This is a genomic window from Gordonia sp. NPDC003424 (assembly GCF_053588655.1).
Genome location: NZ_JBSFQJ010000006.1, coordinates 141,852 through 157,540, shown reverse-complemented (window position 1 = coordinate 157,540; position 15,689 = coordinate 141,852). Strand labels below are relative to the sequence as shown.

Below are 15,689 nucleotides of genomic sequence, written 5' to 3'. Positions count from 1 at the left end.
CGTGACCATTCCTCCGATCCCTCCGTATCAGATCCCGACCGGGCCCTTTCCCGCGCGCGTCGACTGGTCGCTGTCCCCGCACCGCACCGCGCTCCTCATCCACGACATGCAGCGGTACTTCATCGACGCCTACGACGTGACGGCCGAGCCGATGGCGACGGCACTCCCGAACATGGTGCGCATCCGCGAGGCGTGCGAGGAGGCGGGCATTCCGGTCGTCTACACCGTGCAACCCGGTGATCAGCACCCGTCTCGTCGTGGCATTCTGGCCGACTTCTGGGGCAAGGGCCTCGACGCGGGTCGCGACGAGGAGGTCGTCGACCCGTTGGCCCCGCGGCCCGGCAACATCACCGTCACCAAGTGGCGGTACTCCGGTTTCCAGCGGACCGACCTGCGCGCGTTGCTCGGCCATCACGGGCGCGACCAACTCATCGTCGTCGGCGTCTACGCCCACATGGGGTGCATGATCAGCGCGACCGAGGCCTTCATGAGCGATGTCGCGCCGTTCTTCGTGGTCGACGCGATGGGCGACTTCAGCCGCGACGAGCACGAGATGGCCGCGACCTACATCGGCAAGCGCGCGGGACGGGTCATGGCCACCGACGAGGTCATCGCGAACCTGACCGCTCACCGGCACGTCTGCACCGCGGACACCGCATCCGCGGCCGGGTGACGACGATGACCCCCCAACCGGCGATCGCCGGGATCACCGGGCGGACCGCCGTGGTGACCGGTGCCGCCGGCGGCATCGGCCGCGCGGTGGTCGACACGCTCCGCGCGGCGGGCGCCGTCGTGCTTCCGTGGGACCGGGTCGGGCGCGACGGGATCCGCGAGGTCGACGTCACCGACCGATCACACGTCCACACTGTCTGGCGCACAACCGAAGACGTCCATGGCCCGGTGGACATCCTGGTGCACGCCGCCGGTGTGCTGAGCGACGACTGGGATGCCTGCATGTCCGTCAACGCCGGCGGCGTCCGCAACGTCCTCGACGTCGCGGCACCGACGATGGCCGCCCGGAAGCGCGGGTCGATCGTGGTGATCTCCAGCAACGCCGGCGCCGTCCCCCGCACCGCGCTGGCGGCCTACGCGGCATCCAAGGCCGCCGCCACCTCGTACACCCGCAGTGTCGGTCTGGGCGTCGCCCCCGACGGGGTGCGCGTCAACCTGGTCTCTCCCGGCTCCACCGACACCGAGATGCTGCGCGGGATGTGGCGCTCTCCCGCCGACCGCGACGCGGTGCTCGCGGGCAATCCCGGCCAGTTCCGGCTCGGCATCCCGCTCGGTCGGATCGCCGACCCGGTCGACATCGCCGAGTCGGTGATGTTCCTGGCGTCCGACGCCGCCCGGCATGTCGTCCTCCACGACCTACGGGTCGACGGCGGCGCCACCCTGGACGGGTGACGGACACACGTCGTTCCATGGGCTGAATTCCGCGGTCAGCCCTGTGCAAACGCCGGGCGGCGACCGATACTCGGTGCCATGTCCAGCCCGACGGGTCCTTCGGGACCCGCCCCGATCCCGGCCGTCACCACGATCGACGACGTGGTGACGGCTCTCGACGGGATCATCGCATGGGCTCACGACGCACCGAGCCGCCTCGGCTACTTCGCCGCCATGTACAAGCGGATCACACTCGCGGTGAAAAAGGCCATCGCCGATGGAGTCTTCGACGACGGCCCCCGCATGGAGCGCCTCGACGTCGCGTTCGCCGCCCGCTACCTCGATGCGGTCAACAGGTGGTTTCATCCCGACCGATACGGGTCGCCGACCCGATCCTGGCGGACGACGTTCACACATGCGGCCGACCCCGATCCGATCCTGGTGCAGCACATGCTCTCGGGCATCAACAGCCACATCGGTCTGGATCTCGGCATCGCGGCGGTCGAGGTGGCCGGCCGCAGCGGGCTGCCGCGGATGCAACGCGACTTCGACGCGATCAACGCGGTCCTCGCCGGCCAGGTCGGCGGCGTGGTCGCCGAGATCAACGAACTCTCCCCCGCACTCGCCGAGATCTATCAAGTCCTGCAACAGAATCAGATCTTCGTCATCAGCGAGGCCGTCACCGCGTTCCGGGACAGCGCCTGGCGTTTCGCGACGCTCCTCGCCTTCACACCGGGCTTCGCTCGCCAACCCGTCATCCTTGCACGCGACCTGCAGGTGGCCCATCAGTCGGCGCTGATCTACGACCCACCCGGCTTCGCGCTCGACGTCGCCGTGGAGGCGATCGCCGCACGCGAGAGCCGCGACGTCGCCCACAACATCACGGTGCTCGACGCGATCGCCGCGACGCCCGCGCCGGTGTCGCCCGAACCCTGACGCGCCGCGGCCACGATCCGGGCCCGAGAACTCGTCGCCCCCCGCTGTGGCTTGTCGTCATCGCAGGAGGGAGTCACCGCGCGTCGAACGCCTCGACAATCCGTTGTGCGGCAAGGGCCGGCGTCAGGTCGCCGGAGGCGACCTGAGCCTCGACGTCGTGGCGGATCGCCTTCACCGAGGTGCTCGATGCCAGCCTGGACAACACGGTGTCCTGCACCATCGCCCAGGTCCAGTCGATCTGCTGCCGGGTGCGTCGCGCCTCGAACTGGCCCGCACGCTCGAGCACCTTCTTGTGGTGGCACACCGCATCCCAGTATTCGTCGACACCGGTGTTCTCCAACGCGCTCATGGTCAGCACGGGTGGCACCCACAGCGCGTCGTGCGGGTAGATCAGCTTCAGCGCGTTCTTCAGTTCGCGCGCAGCGGCTTTCGCCTCGTTGAGGTGTTTGCCGTCGGCCTTGTTGACCACCACGACGTCGGCGAGCTCCAGCACACCCTTCTTGATGCCCTGCAACGAATCCCCGGTGCGGGCCAGGGTGAGGAAGCTGAAGGTGTCGACCATGTTGGCGACGGCCACCTCGGACTGGCCGACACCCACCGTTTCCACCAGCACCACGTCGTAGCCGGCGGCCTCCACCAGCACGATGGTCTCCCGCGTCGCCTTGGTCACCCCACCCAGGGTGCCGGACGTCGGTGACGGTCGAACGTAACCGTTTGCCTCACCGGACAACCGGGCCATGCGGGTCTTGTCGCCCAGGATGGAGCCGCCGGTCCGCGTCGACGACGGATCCACCGCGAGCACGGCCACCCGGTGTCCCAGCTCGATGAGGTGCATGCCGAGGGCTTCGATGGTGGTCGACTTCCCCACCCCGGGCACACCGGTGATGCCGACCCGAAACGAGTTGCCCGCCTTGGGAGTCAGGCGCAACAACAGTTCCTGGGCGGCCTGCCGATGGTCGGGTCGGGTGGATTCGACCAGGGTGATGGCCCGGGCGAGATCCGCCCGCCGACCACCCAGCACGCCCTCCTCGAGGGCGTCGACGTCGACACGCCGACGCGCCACCGGGGTGGGCCGTGATTGTTCGGCCATCACTCGCCGGCAACCCCGGCCAGCTCCAGCCCCAGGTTGTCGGCCAGCTTGCCCACCAGCTCCACCGCCGAATCGGCGATCACGGTGCCCGGCGGGAAGATCGCCGACGCGCCGGCGTCGTAGAGTTCGGCGAAGTCACCCGGCGGGATGACGCCGCCGACGACGATCATGATGTCCGGCCGGCCGACCTCCTCGAGGGCCTTGCGCAGCGCGGGCACCAGGGTGAGGTGACCCGCGGCGAGGGAGGAGACGCCGACGACGTGCACGTCGTTGTCCGCGGCCTGCGCGGCGACCTCCTCCGGCGTGGCGAACAGCGGGCCCACGTCGACGTCGAAGCCGAGGTCGGCGAACGCGGTGGCGATCACCTTCTGTCCGCGGTCGTGGCCGTCCTGACCCATCTTCGCGACCAGGACACGGGGACGCCGCCCCTCGGCCTCGGCGAACTGCCGGACGATCTGCGTCGCCGCGTCGACATTGCTCACGTCGCCCGCCTCATGTCGGTACACCCCGCTGATGGTCTTGATCTCCGCCTGATGGCGACCATAGACCTTTTCCAGCGCATCCGAGATCTCACCGACGGTGGCCTGATGCCGGGCGGCCTCGATGGCCAACGCCATGAGGTTGTTGTCCATGCCGCCCTCGCCGCTGCCGGCGGCCCGGGTGAGGTCTTCGAGAGCCTTCTCGACGGCGGCCGGATCACGCTCGGCGCGAAGCCTTTTCAGCTTGTCGAGCTGTTCGGCGCGCACCTTGGAGTTGTCGACCTTGAGGACCTCGATCTCCTCGTCGTCGGCGACCTGGTACTTGTTGACACCGATCAGCGGTTGCTGCCCGGAGTCGATGCGTGCCTGGGTGCGTGCGGCGGCCTCTTCGATGCGCAGCTTGGGCAGGCCCTCGTTGATCGCCTGCGTCATGCCACCGGCCGCTTCGACCTCGGCGATGTGCCCGCGCGCCTTCTCGGCGAGCTGGTAGGTCAGCCACTCCACGTAGTTGGAGCCGGCCCACGGATCGATCGGCCGGGTGGTGCTCGATTCCTGCTGCAGCAGCAGCTGGGTGTTGCGGGCGATCCGCGCGGAGAAGTCGGTGGGCAGCGCGATGGCCTCGTCGAGCGCGTTGGTGTGCAGCGACTGGGTGTGCCCCTGGGTGGCGGCCATCGCCTCCACGCAGGTGCGCGCGACGTTGTTGAACACGTCCTGCGCGGTCAACGACCAGCCCGACGTCTGCGAATGTGTGCGCAGCGACAGCGATTTCGCGTTCTTCGGATCGAACTGCGCGACGAGCTCGCTCCACAGCAGCCGCGCCGCACGCAGCTTGGCCACCTCCATGAAGAAGTTCATGCCGATGCCCCAGAAGAACGAGAGGCGTGGCGCGAACTTGTCGATGTCCAGGCCCGCCTCGAGACCCGCGCGGATGTACTCGACGCCGTCGGCCAGCGTGTAGGCGAGCTCGAGATCGGCCGTGGCCCCGGCTTCTTGGATGTGATAGCCGGAGATCGAGATGGAGTTGAACCGCGGCATCTTCTGGCTGGTGTAGGAGAAGATGTCGGAGATGATCCGCATCGACGGCTTCGGCGGATAGATGTAGGTGTTGCGGACCATGAACTCTTTGAGGATGTCGTTCTGGATGGTCCCGGCCAACTTCTCCGGCGGCACGCCCTGCTCTTCCGCCGCAACGACATACAGCGCCAGGATCGGCAGCACCGCACCGTTCATCGTCATCGACACCGACACGTTGCCGAGGTCGATGCCGTCGAAGAGCTGGCGCATGTCGAGGATCGAATCGATCGCGACACCGGCCATGCCGACGTCACCGGCGACGCGCGGGTGATCCGAGTCGTAGCCGCGGTGGGTGGCGAGGTCGAAGGCCACCGACAGACCCTTCTGCCCGGCCGCGAGGTTGCGTCGGTAGAAGGCGTTGGATTCGGCCGCGGTGGAGAAGCCGGCGTACTGCCGGATGGTCCACGGCTGGTTGACGTACATCGTCGGGTACGGCCCGCGGATGAACGGCGCCTCGCCGGGGATGGAGTCCAGCGGATAGGGATGCTCACCGCCGGTGGCGATCGCGTCGCGGTCGGCGCGGGTGTACACCGGCCGGACGTCGATCTGTTCCGGGGTGTTCCACACGCTGTCGTCGGACGCGTCGGCCGACGTGGCCGACGGCACCGGCGGCGCGGCCGAGGCCAGGTCGACGTCGGCGAAGCTCGGGATCGAGCCGGTCTGGGTGGGTTCGGTCTGGGTCATTTCACACTCCCGCCGATGGTGCGGCGCCGGCGGATGCCGGGGCCAGCCGATCGAGAAGGTCACGCAGGGTGCTCACCGCGTCGATACCGACACGCAGCGAGCCGTCGGGTTTGTCCGTCGAGCCGTCCGGCCATTCCTTGTCGGGTCCGGCCAGCAGCACGCGGTCGAGGCCGGCGGCGCGTGCCGCGGCGAGCGCGTCCGGACCGTCGGCGGCATACCGCGCCTTGGTCCCGCAGATCACCGCGATCGGGCTGCCGGCATCTGCGACCGCGGCGGCGATCGCATCGGCCGTCAGCGGGCCGGGGTTGATCGACGAGATACCGCCCGCAGCAAGCAGATTCGCGATAAAGGTGGTGCGGCCGTTGTGCTCGGCGACGGAGCCGAGCGGGAGCAGCAACACCCGCGGACGCTGTCCGTCGGCGGCCAGGATCGCATCCGAGCGGTCCCGCAGCTCCTCGTAGGCACGGCCGACGCGGACCAGTTTCGGTCCCCCGAGCGGCAGATCCGTGGCATTCGCGGTGCCGGCCCCGAGGGGCTTCTCCTCGAGGTTCGGGAACTCGTTGACGCCGGTGACCGCGGTGCGGCGATGGGCGACCGAATCGTCGCGGCGGGCCAGGGCTGCGGAGACGCGATCGGCGATCCATCCGGTGTCGAGTGCCGAGCGGTAGCCGCCGGCGGCCTCGATCTCGGTGAAGAGCGCCCACCCGGCGGCGGCCAGGTCGTCGGTCAGCGACTCGACGAACCACGACCCACCGGCCGGGTCCAGGACACGACCGATGTTGGACTCCTCGAGCAGCAGCAACTGGGTGTTCCGTGCGATGCGCCGCGAGAAGGCCGCGCTCGATGTCCGGCGATCGGCGGGTATCGCGGCGTCGAAGCCGAGCACGGTCACCTGATCGGCCCCACCGACGCCGGCGCCGAACGCGGCAATGGTGGTGCGCAACATGTTGACCCACGGATCACGCTGACTGGCCATGCCGAGGTCGGTGACGCCGTGGGTGACCGCGGCCCCGGCCTCGGGGGTCCCGAGGACCTCGGCGACACGCGCCCAGATGGTACGCAGCGCCCGGTACTTGGCGATGGTGCCGAACTGGTCGTCGTCGGCGGCGAGCGCAAAGGTGATCTGCTGCAACGCCGCCGGCGTCGACAGCCCGGCGGCGGTGAGGTCGCGCAGATGCGCCACGGCGGCCGCGGTGACCAGTCCGAGCTCCAGGGCGTTGTCGGCGCCGGCGGAGGCGAAGTGGGTTCCGTCGACCCGGAACGCCCGCACGCCGACCGGCAGATCGAGGGCCAGCGCGGTGGCGTCGGCCGCGTCGACGGTGGGTTGGTCGGCGAAGGCCGCGGTCAGCGGCGAGAAACCGAACGAGGTCAGCGTCGCCGCGGTCGGTGTGGCGGCGCGCGGCGAGGCGTCGGCGGCGGCGCGGGCCGCGAGCAGTGCGCGCGCGGCCGCGATGCCGTCGGCACCGGCGTCCAGCGTCACCGGGATGAGGTCGAGGTAGACGCTCTCGAGCACGGCGGCCAGGTCGTCGACGCCGATGCCCGCGCCGATGCGCAACCACAGCCCGCTCGCCCCGTTCTCAAGCGCCGAGAGGATCGCCTCGTTGGTGTCGGCGGGCGCGGTGTCGTCGTCGCCGAAGCGCTCGGTGACCCGCCACCCCATGGTGACGTCACGATGCGCATCGGCTCCGCGGACGAACGGGAAGGCTCCCGGCAGACCGGGTTCGGCGGTCTCGTCGCGGCGGGTGTAGAGGGGTCGGACGGTGAGGCCGTCGAGCGTCTCGGTCGAGAGCAATGCCTCGGGGGTGTCCGGGAGTTCTTCGGCGGTGACCCGCCGGGCCTTGGCCAGCACCGCGCCGGCGGCGTCGGACCAGGCCGCGTAGGCCTCGTCGAGCGACCGCCCCGATCCGGAACCGGGTTGTGTGGTCTGCGGCATGAGCGTGTCGCACCTCCGTGATACCCGACCCGGGTGCGGGCCGTGCGAGCCGAGAGTTCCTGTCTTTGGACAGTAGCCGAACGATCGCTCGGGACTCACATTGCGGTCGGTGTTGTGAGAGGTGTCACCCCTGGCTCGCATGGATTTCAGCAGGTAGAACCACGGGTAGAGTAGCCGGGTGCCCGTGGAGACCCTGCCGCCGTCGACGCGACGTCGCGTGGATCCCCGGGTCCTGCGGCGTGCGCTGGCGTTCTGCGCGGTCGTCGCGGTGATCTTGACCTGTTCCTATCTGGTGCCGTTCCCGTCGGTGACGAATGTCCGCGTCTGGGGTGAGTCGCTCGGCCCGTGGTTCGCCTGGGCGTTCTTCGCCGCCTACGCGGTGATCACGATCGGGCCCATCCCCCGCTCGGCGTTCACCGTGATGTCCGGTGTCCTGTTCGGTCCGGTGGTGGGCTTCACCGGGGCGATGATCGCGTCGTCGATTGCGGCCGTGGCCGCGTTCTGGCTGGCGCGGACCCTCGGGCGTGAGCGGGTGCGCCCATACCTGAAGAAGCCGGTGGCCCGGGCCATCGACTACCGCCTGGAACGCCGGGGCTGGCTCGCGGTGGGGTCGTTACGACTGATCGCCGCCTGCCCCTTCTCGGTGGCCAACTACTGCTCGGGGCTGTCGTCGGTTCGGACGATCCCGTACGCCGTCGCGAGCGTTGTGGGGATGGCGCCGGGAACCGCTGCGGTGGTGTTCCTCGGCGACGCGTTGACCGGAGAGCGCAATCCCCTGCTGCTGCTCCTGAGTGCGGCACTGTTCGCGGTGGGTGTGATCGGGTTGCTGCTCGATGCGCGATTGCCGGTCGTGAGCACACCCACATCAAGACCCCTGCCCTGATCTCCCAAAATCAAGTCCTTGGACTAGATATCGACTTATCAATCTTTTTTCCTTGATACTTGTGAATCAAGTAAGTAGGCTTGACTCGGGATGCCGGAACGAGTCAGGGGGCAGAGTGTTCGTGATGACCGTCGACCAGCGGGGCAGCCGTGACGACGTGGACCGCGTGGACGCGCTGCTCGACGCGATCTCCGGGGTCCCGGTCGTGCGCGGCTTCGAGCGCACCGCCGGAGACGAGGTGCAGGCCGTCGCCGACGATCCGGCGGCCGTCGCCCGACTGTGCATCGACCTGACCACCGACGGCCACTGGAGTGTCGGCGTCGGCGTCGGCGACGTCGAACAACCGTTGCCGGCGTCCACCCGCGCCGGTCGCGGTCCGGCCTTCGAGTACGCGCGCGCCGCGGTGGAGTCCGCGAAATCACAGCGCATCCCGCTGGTGGTGCGCGGGGACGAGAGCCCGTGGTGCACGCACGCACAAACGGCCGCACGCCTCCTCGCCGACACCGTCGCGGCACGCAGCGAAGCAGGGTCCGAGGCGGTCGCGCTGATGCGGTCGGGGATCACCCAGTCCGAGGCGGCCGCCCGCCTCGGGATCAGTCCCCAGGCGATGTCGCAGCGTTTACGGAGTGCGCGCTGGGATATCGAGGACGACGCCTACGCGCTGTTGACCGACCTGTTCCGGCTCGCCGATGCCGGCACCTCGGACGGCGTCGCATGATCGGCGCCGCGATCGCGTTTCTCGTCGCCACCGCACTTGTGCCGGTGGTACCGACGGCCATGCGGCGCCTCGTGGGGACCGAACCCCATTCGCGGGCGGGCACGATCCTCGATGCCGGGACGGTGGCCGCGATGATCATCCTGTCCGGTGTCGCTGCGCTGCTGGCGGTCGCCGGCGGACCGGCCACGGGTGCGGGACGTGTCGTGGCCGCGTGCGGCGCCGCGGCGGCCGCGGTGATCGGTGGTGGTTTCGTCGTCCGACTGGTCCTACGGGCGGGCGGGGTCATCCGACAGTCCCCGACCCCATACGACGGCCCGCTGCGCGGCGGGCGGGTGATCGGCTACCTCGAGCGCGCGGCGGTGGCCGCCACCCTGCTGTCCGGATGGCCCGAGGGACTCGCGGTGATCCTCGCGGTCAAGAGCCTCGCCCGTTACCCCGAGCTCAGGGCTCCGCACGCCAGCGAGCAGTACATCATGGGCACCTTCGCGTCGGTGCTCTGGGCGGCCGGGATGTCCGGCGTCGGGTATCTCATCCTGCACTGAGTTGTACGCATCCCTCGAATCGGCTCCGGGACAGTCGATCTCGATGCGGCGCCTCGCTCGGAGCCTGATCCGCAGAGTCGCCACACCCCGCTGATCGAGTAAGGCCCCGAGCTTGCGAGGGTCCGCATCGAGATCTCGTTCACCGTTGATCTCGACCAGCGAAAAGGGCTGTGACACAGAGCCCGAGAGGCGAGGCGAGTCCTCGAGTCGGTCAGCGACCTGCTTCCGGCGGCGCCCACACCGGCTCCGCCGGATTCGGCTGCGCCAGCGCAGGTGCCGCGTCGTAGGGCAACTCCCGGCCGGCGCCGACCCTGGGGTCGGGTTCCACCGGCTTGCGGGCCACCGCCTCGGCCTCGGCAACGGCCTGGGCCACCTTGGGGTCCGACGACAGCGAGAACCAGTCCTCGGTCTCGGACTCGTCGACCTCGGCGGGCCCGTCGTCGTGCGCCGGCTCGTATCGGAAGACACCGTCGGCACCCTGGACCCCAAAGGATTTCGCGAACCCCTGCAGCGCCGACCCGAAATCGGTTGGCACCACCCAGACTTTGGAGGCCTGCCCCTTCGCCATCTCCGGGATCTGCTGCAGGTACTGGTAGGCCAGCACCTCCGGTGTCGGCCGGCTGCCCTTGATGGCCGCGAACGTCTTCTCGATGGCCTTGGCCTCGCCCTGCGCCTTCAGGTACGCGGCCGCCCGGTCACCCTGGGCACGCAGGATGCGGGATTGCCGCTCGGCCTCGGCCGACAGGATGGCAGCCTGCTTGGCACCCTCGGCCGCGAGGATCTGGCTCTGCTTGTTTCCCTCGGCGGTCTTGATGGCCGACTCTCGTTGACCCTCGGCCGCGAGGATGGTCGCCCGCTTCTCACGGTCGGCCTTCATCTGCTTCTCCATCGACTCCTGGATCGACGGCGGCGGCATGATCGACTTCAGCTCCACCCGCGAGACCCGCAGCCCCCAGCGTCCGGTGGCCTCGTCGAGGACCCCGCGCAGTTGGCTGTTGATGGAGTCGCGCGAGGTCAGTGTCTCCTCGAGGGTCATGCCACCGACCACGTTGCGCAGCGTGGTGATGGTCAGCTGCTCCACACCGGCGATGTAGTTGTCGATCTCGTAGACCGCCGCCTGCGGATTGGTCACCTGGAAGTAGACGACGGTGTCGATCGAGAGCGTCAGGTTGTCCTCGGTGATCACCGGTTGCGGCGGGAAGGACACCACCCGCTCACGGATGTCGACACGCGCGCGCACGCGGTCGATGAACGGCACCAGCAACGTCAACTGTCCCGAGACCGTGCGCGTGTACCGACCCAGACGCTCGATCACCGCCGCCTCGGCCTGCGGGATCAGCGCGACGGACTTGACCAGCACCGTCACGACGAGCAGCACCAGCAGCACCAGGACAATCAGCGCGAGATACGAATACTCCATGTTCCCCTACCCTTTCCAGACGATGGCGGTGGCGCCGTCGATCTGCACGACAGTCACCTCGGTGCCGGGCTCGATCACCTCACCCGGCGTCACCGTCCGGGCCGACCAGACGTCGCCACCGATCTTCACGCGGCCGTCATGCTGATCGACCCGTTCGGTGACCAACGCGTGCCGGCCCTCGAGGGCCTCCGCATTGGTCAACAACCGGGGTCGAGACTGCATATGTCGCTTGGCAACCGGCCGCACGGTGGCCAACAGCAGCACCGACACGACGGCGAACACGACACCGTCCACCCACAGCGGTGGCTCGAAGATCGCGTCGGTCGCGGCCGCGGCCAGCGCACCGCCACCCAGCATGAGCAATACGAGATCCCCGATGAACATCTCCGCGCCCACCAGGACGATCGCCACCGCCAGCCACAACAATGCGGTCATGAGACCAGTGTGCCAGAACACACGGACACGCAGCGGCCGCTCAGCGGTCGGAGTCGGCCGCCGTCACGAAATCGATCAGTTCTTCCACCGACCGCAACAGGTCCGTCTCCAGATCGCGGAAGTCCCGGACCCCCGCCAACACCCGTCGCCACCCATCTTGCGGTGTCCCCCAATGCAATTCGCGGCAGATCCCGGTCTTCCAGTCGGTGCCGCGGGGAATCGTCGGCCAGGCCGGAATCCGTACCGACGCCGGTTTCACCGCCTGCCAGATGTCGATGTACGGGTGGCCGCACACCAGGACGTGCTCACCGACGCGTTCGGTCAGCCGCATCTCCTTGGAACCAGCGACCAGATGGTCCACCAGGATGCCGGCGTGCCGGTTGGCGGCCGGTTCGAACGCGGCGAGCGCCGCGTCGAGGTTGTCGAGACCGTCGAGGCTCTCCACGACGATGCCCTCCGCGCGCAGGTCGTCACCCCAGACACGCTCGACCAGCGTCGCATCGTGCACGCCCTCCACGAATATGCGGCTGGCCCTGGCGGTACGGGCACGGGCCTGCGCGGCGACTCGCGATCCGGATGCGGTGGTGGTGCGCGCCTGCGGACCACGGCCCTTGGGCCGCACCAGCGTGACCGGTTTGCCGTCGATCAGGAAGGCGGCGGGATGCATCAGGAAAACCCGGGTGGCGCCGCGCCGGTCCTCGAGCCGGACGAGGTCACCCGAATAGCTCTTCTCGAGCCCCACTATCGCGCCACAGAAGCCGGAGGCCGCGTCCTCCACGACGAGGTCGCGCTCGGCGGCCACCTCCGGGGCTCGCGGCTTGGCACGGCGCGGGCTCGCCAGCACGTCACGCCCGTAGCCGCCGTATCGAGCGTGTCGAGATAGTTCGTCGGTCACGGGTGCCCACCGTACGGTGTGTGCCGCCCGATCCCCGGTGAGCCACGCCGGGTTCGGTGCGATCCGATCGGCTGGCCTATCCTGAAAACCCTATGACCAGCACGGCACACCCATGACCAGCACCGGCCTCATCGTGTCCGGCCCGCCCGCGTGGCCGGGCTGCGCACTGGGCTCGTGGGCCGCGGCGTGGCGGGCCGGCCGGTGCGCACCCGACGACGTGACCGACACCTTGACCGAGTTCGCCGACGACCACGAGATCTTCGACGCGACAGGCCTCCTGGGCGAACTGCGCGGCGTGGACACCCGGCTGAATCTGTTGACGCTGCTGCGACGCGCGACGACCTTCGAGGTCCGGCTTCCGACTGCCGGTGATCCCCAAGGCCTTCCGCCCGATGCCGCGACCGCCGCCGCGCTCGACGCCGGCGAGACCCTGCTCCTGCACGAGTCGAGCGCGTTCCCGCTCGCCCTGGTGCCCACCCGAACCGTCGACGGCGTCTGCCGGTGGACCGTCCACCGCTACGCGTGTGCCGTTGCATGGCGCCAGCCCACGCCGCTGGGCGAGGTCGAATACGAACTACGCGAAGCGATCCGGGACACCGCCTCGATCATCGGCGGGCTCGGGTCGACCGGCGCACGGGTGAACCCGACCGAGTTGCGGTCGGCGCTCGCGCAGCTCACCCGGCGCAACCAGGTGGTGCTCCCGCCCCACGACGACATGCGCGCCACGCGGGTCATCGACTCGGCCGCACAGGTCGAGGCGATCGTCACGCTCAGCGGCGCGCACGCACCGACGTTCGGGGTCGCCGCACCGCATCTCGACCATGCGGACGGCCGGCTACGACGACTGGCCGCACTCGCCCGCGGCGCGCGGGCGGCCGCCGTCAACACGGTGATCGTGGAGCTACTGCCCGTCGATCGCTGACGACCCTTCGGTCACTCGGCCAGCTTCGCCACCGCCTGGGCCCAGAGGAAGTACTTGTTGGTGCCGAGATCTTTGACCGTCTTGATGTTGAAGGCCTGCGCCAGCAGGTCGGCGTCGGCGTCGGTCACTCCCTGCAGGGATGCGACCGGTGCATTCGCGAGCTCATCGATCGATTTGTCTTCATACGACTTGTCGAACTTGTCGGCCAGCGACATCGCTGTCTCCTGTCTGCGGTCCACCGGTCGCGGTCATCGTCGCCACGACCACTGGCCATGATGTCAGTCACGGAACCCGGCCGCAGGGACTTCGGCCGAGTCATCGGTCGCGGATCACCCAGTCGCACTGGACAAATCGGACAACAGATCAGGGTCGCGAGGTGACCGGACGCCGGGCCGGTTCACAACACCGTGGGCGGCACGGAGATCCGTTGTCGGCGCAGCCGAGCGGGGGGTCGATGGCGAACTCGCCGAGCGGGATGTCACCGTCCCGATAGCGCTCGACGAGATCGACGACCAGCTCGGCGAACCGGGCATCGGCGCCCGCGGTGTCGGCACGCACGAAGTCCATCCCGAGTTCGGCGGCCTTGTCCCGCGCCTCGTTGTCGAGGTCCCACACCACCTCGAGATGGTCGGACACGAATCCGACCGGCGCCACGATCACCTGCCGAACACCTTGTGCCGCCAGTTTTTCCAGGTGATCGCAGATGTCCGGTTCCCGCCACGGGACCTGCGGCGGGCCCGACCGGGACTGCCAGACCTGGTCGAAGTCGTCGCCGCATCCGGCCGCCGCGGAGACGGCGGCCGACGCCGCCCACACCTGCCGACTGTAAAGGTCGCCGCCCTGGCCGGGCGGTCCGCCGGTGTGATCGGCGGCCAGCGGGATCGAGTGCGCGGTGAACACCAGTCGTGGCGGTGTTGCGGTGTCCGGCAGCATCTTTCGTGCACGGTTCACCGCGTCGGCGCACATCCGGACGAAGAGCGGCTCGTGCCAGAAGTGCGGCAGCTTGCGCAGCATCATCGGCTCGTCGGCGATCTCGGGCACCCGCGTGGCCACGGCGGTCAGGGCCCGCCCGATGTCCTCGTGGTACTGCCGGCAGCCCGAGTAGCCGCCCCACGCCGAGGTGGGGAACACCAGCACCCGGCGATGGCCGGCGCGATACATCTGTTCGACGGTGTCCTCCACCATCGGATGCCAGTTGCGGTTGCCGAAGAACACCGGCAGGTCGATACCGCGCTCGGCGAGCACCGCCCGCAGACCGTCGATCAGTTCGAGATTGAGCCGGTTGATCGGCGAGACGCCACCGAAATGGAGGTAGTGCTCGGCGACCTCGTCGAGCCGTTCGGGCGGCACTCCCCGACCGCGCGTCACGTTCTCCAGGAACGGGCGCACGTCGTCGGGCTTGTCGGGCCCACCGAAGGAGAGGACGAGTACCGCGTCGAACTGCTCGCCGGTGAGGGTCATCCCAACATGTTCTCGGGGAACCACGTGTTGTGGCTCGCACCACCGTCGACGTACACGATCGAGCCGGTGGTGCCGGGCAGGAAGTCCGAGAGCAGGGCGCACACGCTGGTGCCGACGACCTCCGGGTTGTTGACGTCCCAACCGATCGGCGACGCGCCGTCCCAGTACTCGTTGAGCATGTTCAGCTTCTTGGCGTCGTCGGTCGCCGTGCCCGAGATCGCTTTCGCGGCAAGGGTTTTGATCGGTCCGGCGGCGACCAGGTTGGAGCGGATCCGCTTGGCGTAGCCGACCTCGCGCGCCACGTAACGGTTGACCGATTCCAGCGCCGCCTTGGCCACGCCCATCCAGTTGTATTCGGGCATGGCGGTGCGCGGGTCGAAGTCCATGCCGACGATGGAGCCACGCTCATTCATCACCGGCAGCACGGCCCGGGCCAGGGAGGCGTAGCTCCACGCGGAGATCTCAAATGCCTTGGACACGTCGGGGCCCGGGCCGTCGAGGAACGGCACCGCGTCGGGGCCCATCAGGGTCTTCGGCGCGAACGCGATCGAGTGCACCACACCGTCGACGCCCTGCGGCGCGAGTTCGCGGACCTTGTCCGCCAGTGCGCCGAGGCTCTCCTCGTCGGTGACGTCGAGCGGGATCGCCGCCGGCACCTCCTGCGGTAGGCGCTTGGCGATGCGGTCGATGAGTCGCAGCCGTTCCGGGATGCCGGTGATGATCACCGTCGCGCCCTGCTCCTGGGCGACCTTGGCGGTGGAGAACGCGATCGAGGCGTCGGTGATGATGCCGGTGACGAGGACGGTCTTGCCGTCGAGAATGCCAGTCATTACA

At 69.0% G+C, this 15,689-nt stretch carries 16 protein-coding genes; 7 read left to right on the top strand and 9 right to left on the bottom strand.

Annotated features, from left to right (window positions below):
* Window position 1: 1 nt before the first annotated feature.
* The 3 genes from ACWDTI_RS11380 to ACWDTI_RS11370 all read left to right on the top strand — a co-directional run bounded on the left by ACWDTI_RS11380 (window position 2) and on the right by ACWDTI_RS11370 (window position 2,319).
* A complete protein-coding gene (locus ACWDTI_RS11380; RefSeq protein WP_449738177.1) occupies window positions 2-673 on the top strand; it encodes an isochorismatase family protein in 672 nt (223 codons plus the stop codon).
* A 5-nt stretch (window positions 674-678) separates the two neighbouring features.
* On the top strand, window positions 679-1,404 hold the full coding sequence (locus tag ACWDTI_RS11375; protein ID WP_449738176.1) for an SDR family NAD(P)-dependent oxidoreductase: 726 nt from the start codon (window positions 679-681) through the stop codon (window positions 1,402-1,404).
* 78 nt (window positions 1,405-1,482) lie between these two features.
* On the top strand, window positions 1,483-2,319 hold the full coding sequence (locus tag ACWDTI_RS11370; protein WP_449738175.1) for a DUF5995 family protein: 837 nt from the start codon (window positions 1,483-1,485) through the stop codon (window positions 2,317-2,319).
* 73 nt (window positions 2,320-2,392) lie between these two features.
* On the opposite strand, the gene meaB is transcribed toward ACWDTI_RS11370, so the two are convergent.
* Genes meaB through ACWDTI_RS11355 form a run of 3 tightly spaced genes read right to left on the bottom strand, consistent with a single transcriptional unit; the run spans window position 2,393 to window position 7,579 of the window.
* Window positions 2,393-3,409, bottom strand: a complete 1,017-nt coding sequence (meaB, locus tag ACWDTI_RS11365; protein ID WP_449738174.1) for a methylmalonyl Co-A mutase-associated GTPase MeaB — start codon at window positions 3,407-3,409, stop codon at window positions 2,393-2,395.
* Window positions 3,409-5,646 (bottom strand): methylmalonyl-CoA mutase, encoded by a 2,238-nt coding sequence (gene scpA / locus ACWDTI_RS11360; RefSeq protein WP_449738173.1) that lies wholly within the window; start codon window positions 5,644-5,646, stop codon window positions 3,409-3,411. Before scpA ends, meaB begins: the two co-directional genes overlap by 1 nt.
* A 1-nt stretch (window position 5,647) precedes the next feature.
* A complete protein-coding gene (locus ACWDTI_RS11355; RefSeq protein WP_449738172.1) occupies window positions 5,648-7,579 on the bottom strand; it encodes a methylmalonyl-CoA mutase family protein in 1,932 nt (643 codons plus the stop codon).
* 178 nt (window positions 7,580-7,757) lie between these two features.
* Here ACWDTI_RS11355 and ACWDTI_RS11350 point away from each other — a divergent pair, with 178 nt between their 5' ends.
* From ACWDTI_RS11350 to ACWDTI_RS11340, 3 genes are all read left to right on the top strand, one after another.
* Entirely contained in the window at window positions 7,758-8,462 is a 705-nt protein-coding gene (locus ACWDTI_RS11350) for a TVP38/TMEM64 family protein (RefSeq protein ID WP_449738171.1), read from the top strand.
* Between the two features lie 115 nt (window positions 8,463-8,577).
* Complete coding sequence (locus tag ACWDTI_RS11345) at window positions 8,578-9,180, top strand: hypothetical protein (protein ID WP_449738170.1); 603 nt, start codon at window positions 8,578-8,580, stop codon at window positions 9,178-9,180.
* Window positions 9,177-9,722: a hypothetical protein gene (locus ACWDTI_RS11340; RefSeq protein ID WP_449738169.1), complete on the top strand. Its 546-nt coding sequence runs from the start codon at window positions 9,177-9,179 to the stop codon at window positions 9,720-9,722. Before ACWDTI_RS11345 ends, ACWDTI_RS11340 begins: the two co-directional genes overlap by 4 nt.
* 211 nt (window positions 9,723-9,933) lie before the next feature.
* Here the strand turns inward: ACWDTI_RS11340 and ACWDTI_RS11335 are convergent, their stop codons facing one another.
* The 3 genes from ACWDTI_RS11335 to ACWDTI_RS11325 are packed head-to-tail and all read right to left on the bottom strand — an operon-like array spanning window position 9,934 to window position 12,472.
* Complete coding sequence (locus tag ACWDTI_RS11335) at window positions 9,934-11,142, bottom strand: SPFH domain-containing protein (RefSeq protein ID WP_449738168.1); 1,209 nt, start codon at window positions 11,140-11,142, stop codon at window positions 9,934-9,936.
* A 6-nt stretch (window positions 11,143-11,148) separates the two neighbouring features.
* Window positions 11,149-11,577: an NfeD family protein gene (locus tag ACWDTI_RS11330; RefSeq protein WP_449738167.1), complete on the bottom strand. Its 429-nt coding sequence runs from the start codon at window positions 11,575-11,577 to the stop codon at window positions 11,149-11,151.
* 40 nt (window positions 11,578-11,617) lie between these two features.
* A complete protein-coding gene (locus ACWDTI_RS11325) occupies window positions 11,618-12,472 on the bottom strand; it encodes a DUF3097 family protein (protein ID WP_449738166.1) in 855 nt (284 codons plus the stop codon).
* A gap of 112 nt (window positions 12,473-12,584) precedes the next feature.
* On the opposite strand from ACWDTI_RS11325, the gene ACWDTI_RS11320 reads away from it, so the two are divergent.
* Window positions 12,585-13,394, top strand: a complete 810-nt coding sequence (locus ACWDTI_RS11320) for a hypothetical protein (RefSeq protein WP_449738165.1) — start codon at window positions 12,585-12,587, stop codon at window positions 13,392-13,394.
* Window positions 13,395-13,405: 11 nt separating this feature from the next.
* Here the strand turns inward: ACWDTI_RS11320 and ACWDTI_RS11315 are convergent, their stop codons facing one another.
* From ACWDTI_RS11315 to inhA, 3 genes are all read right to left on the bottom strand, one after another.
* The gene (locus ACWDTI_RS11315) at window positions 13,406-13,609 is read right to left on the bottom strand and encodes a hypothetical protein (RefSeq protein ID WP_449738164.1); all 204 of its coding nucleotides are present in this window, start codon (window positions 13,607-13,609) and stop codon (window positions 13,406-13,408) included.
* Between the two features lie 148 nt (window positions 13,610-13,757).
* On the bottom strand, window positions 13,758-14,855 hold the full coding sequence (locus ACWDTI_RS11310) for a ferrochelatase (protein ID WP_449738163.1): 1,098 nt from the start codon (window positions 14,853-14,855) through the stop codon (window positions 13,758-13,760).
* Window positions 14,852-15,685: an NADH-dependent enoyl-ACP reductase InhA gene (gene inhA, locus ACWDTI_RS11305; protein ID WP_449738162.1), complete on the bottom strand. Its 834-nt coding sequence runs from the start codon at window positions 15,683-15,685 to the stop codon at window positions 14,852-14,854. The genes ACWDTI_RS11310 and inhA overlap by 4 nt, the downstream gene beginning before the upstream one ends.
* Between the last annotated feature and the right edge of the window lie 4 nt (window positions 15,686-15,689).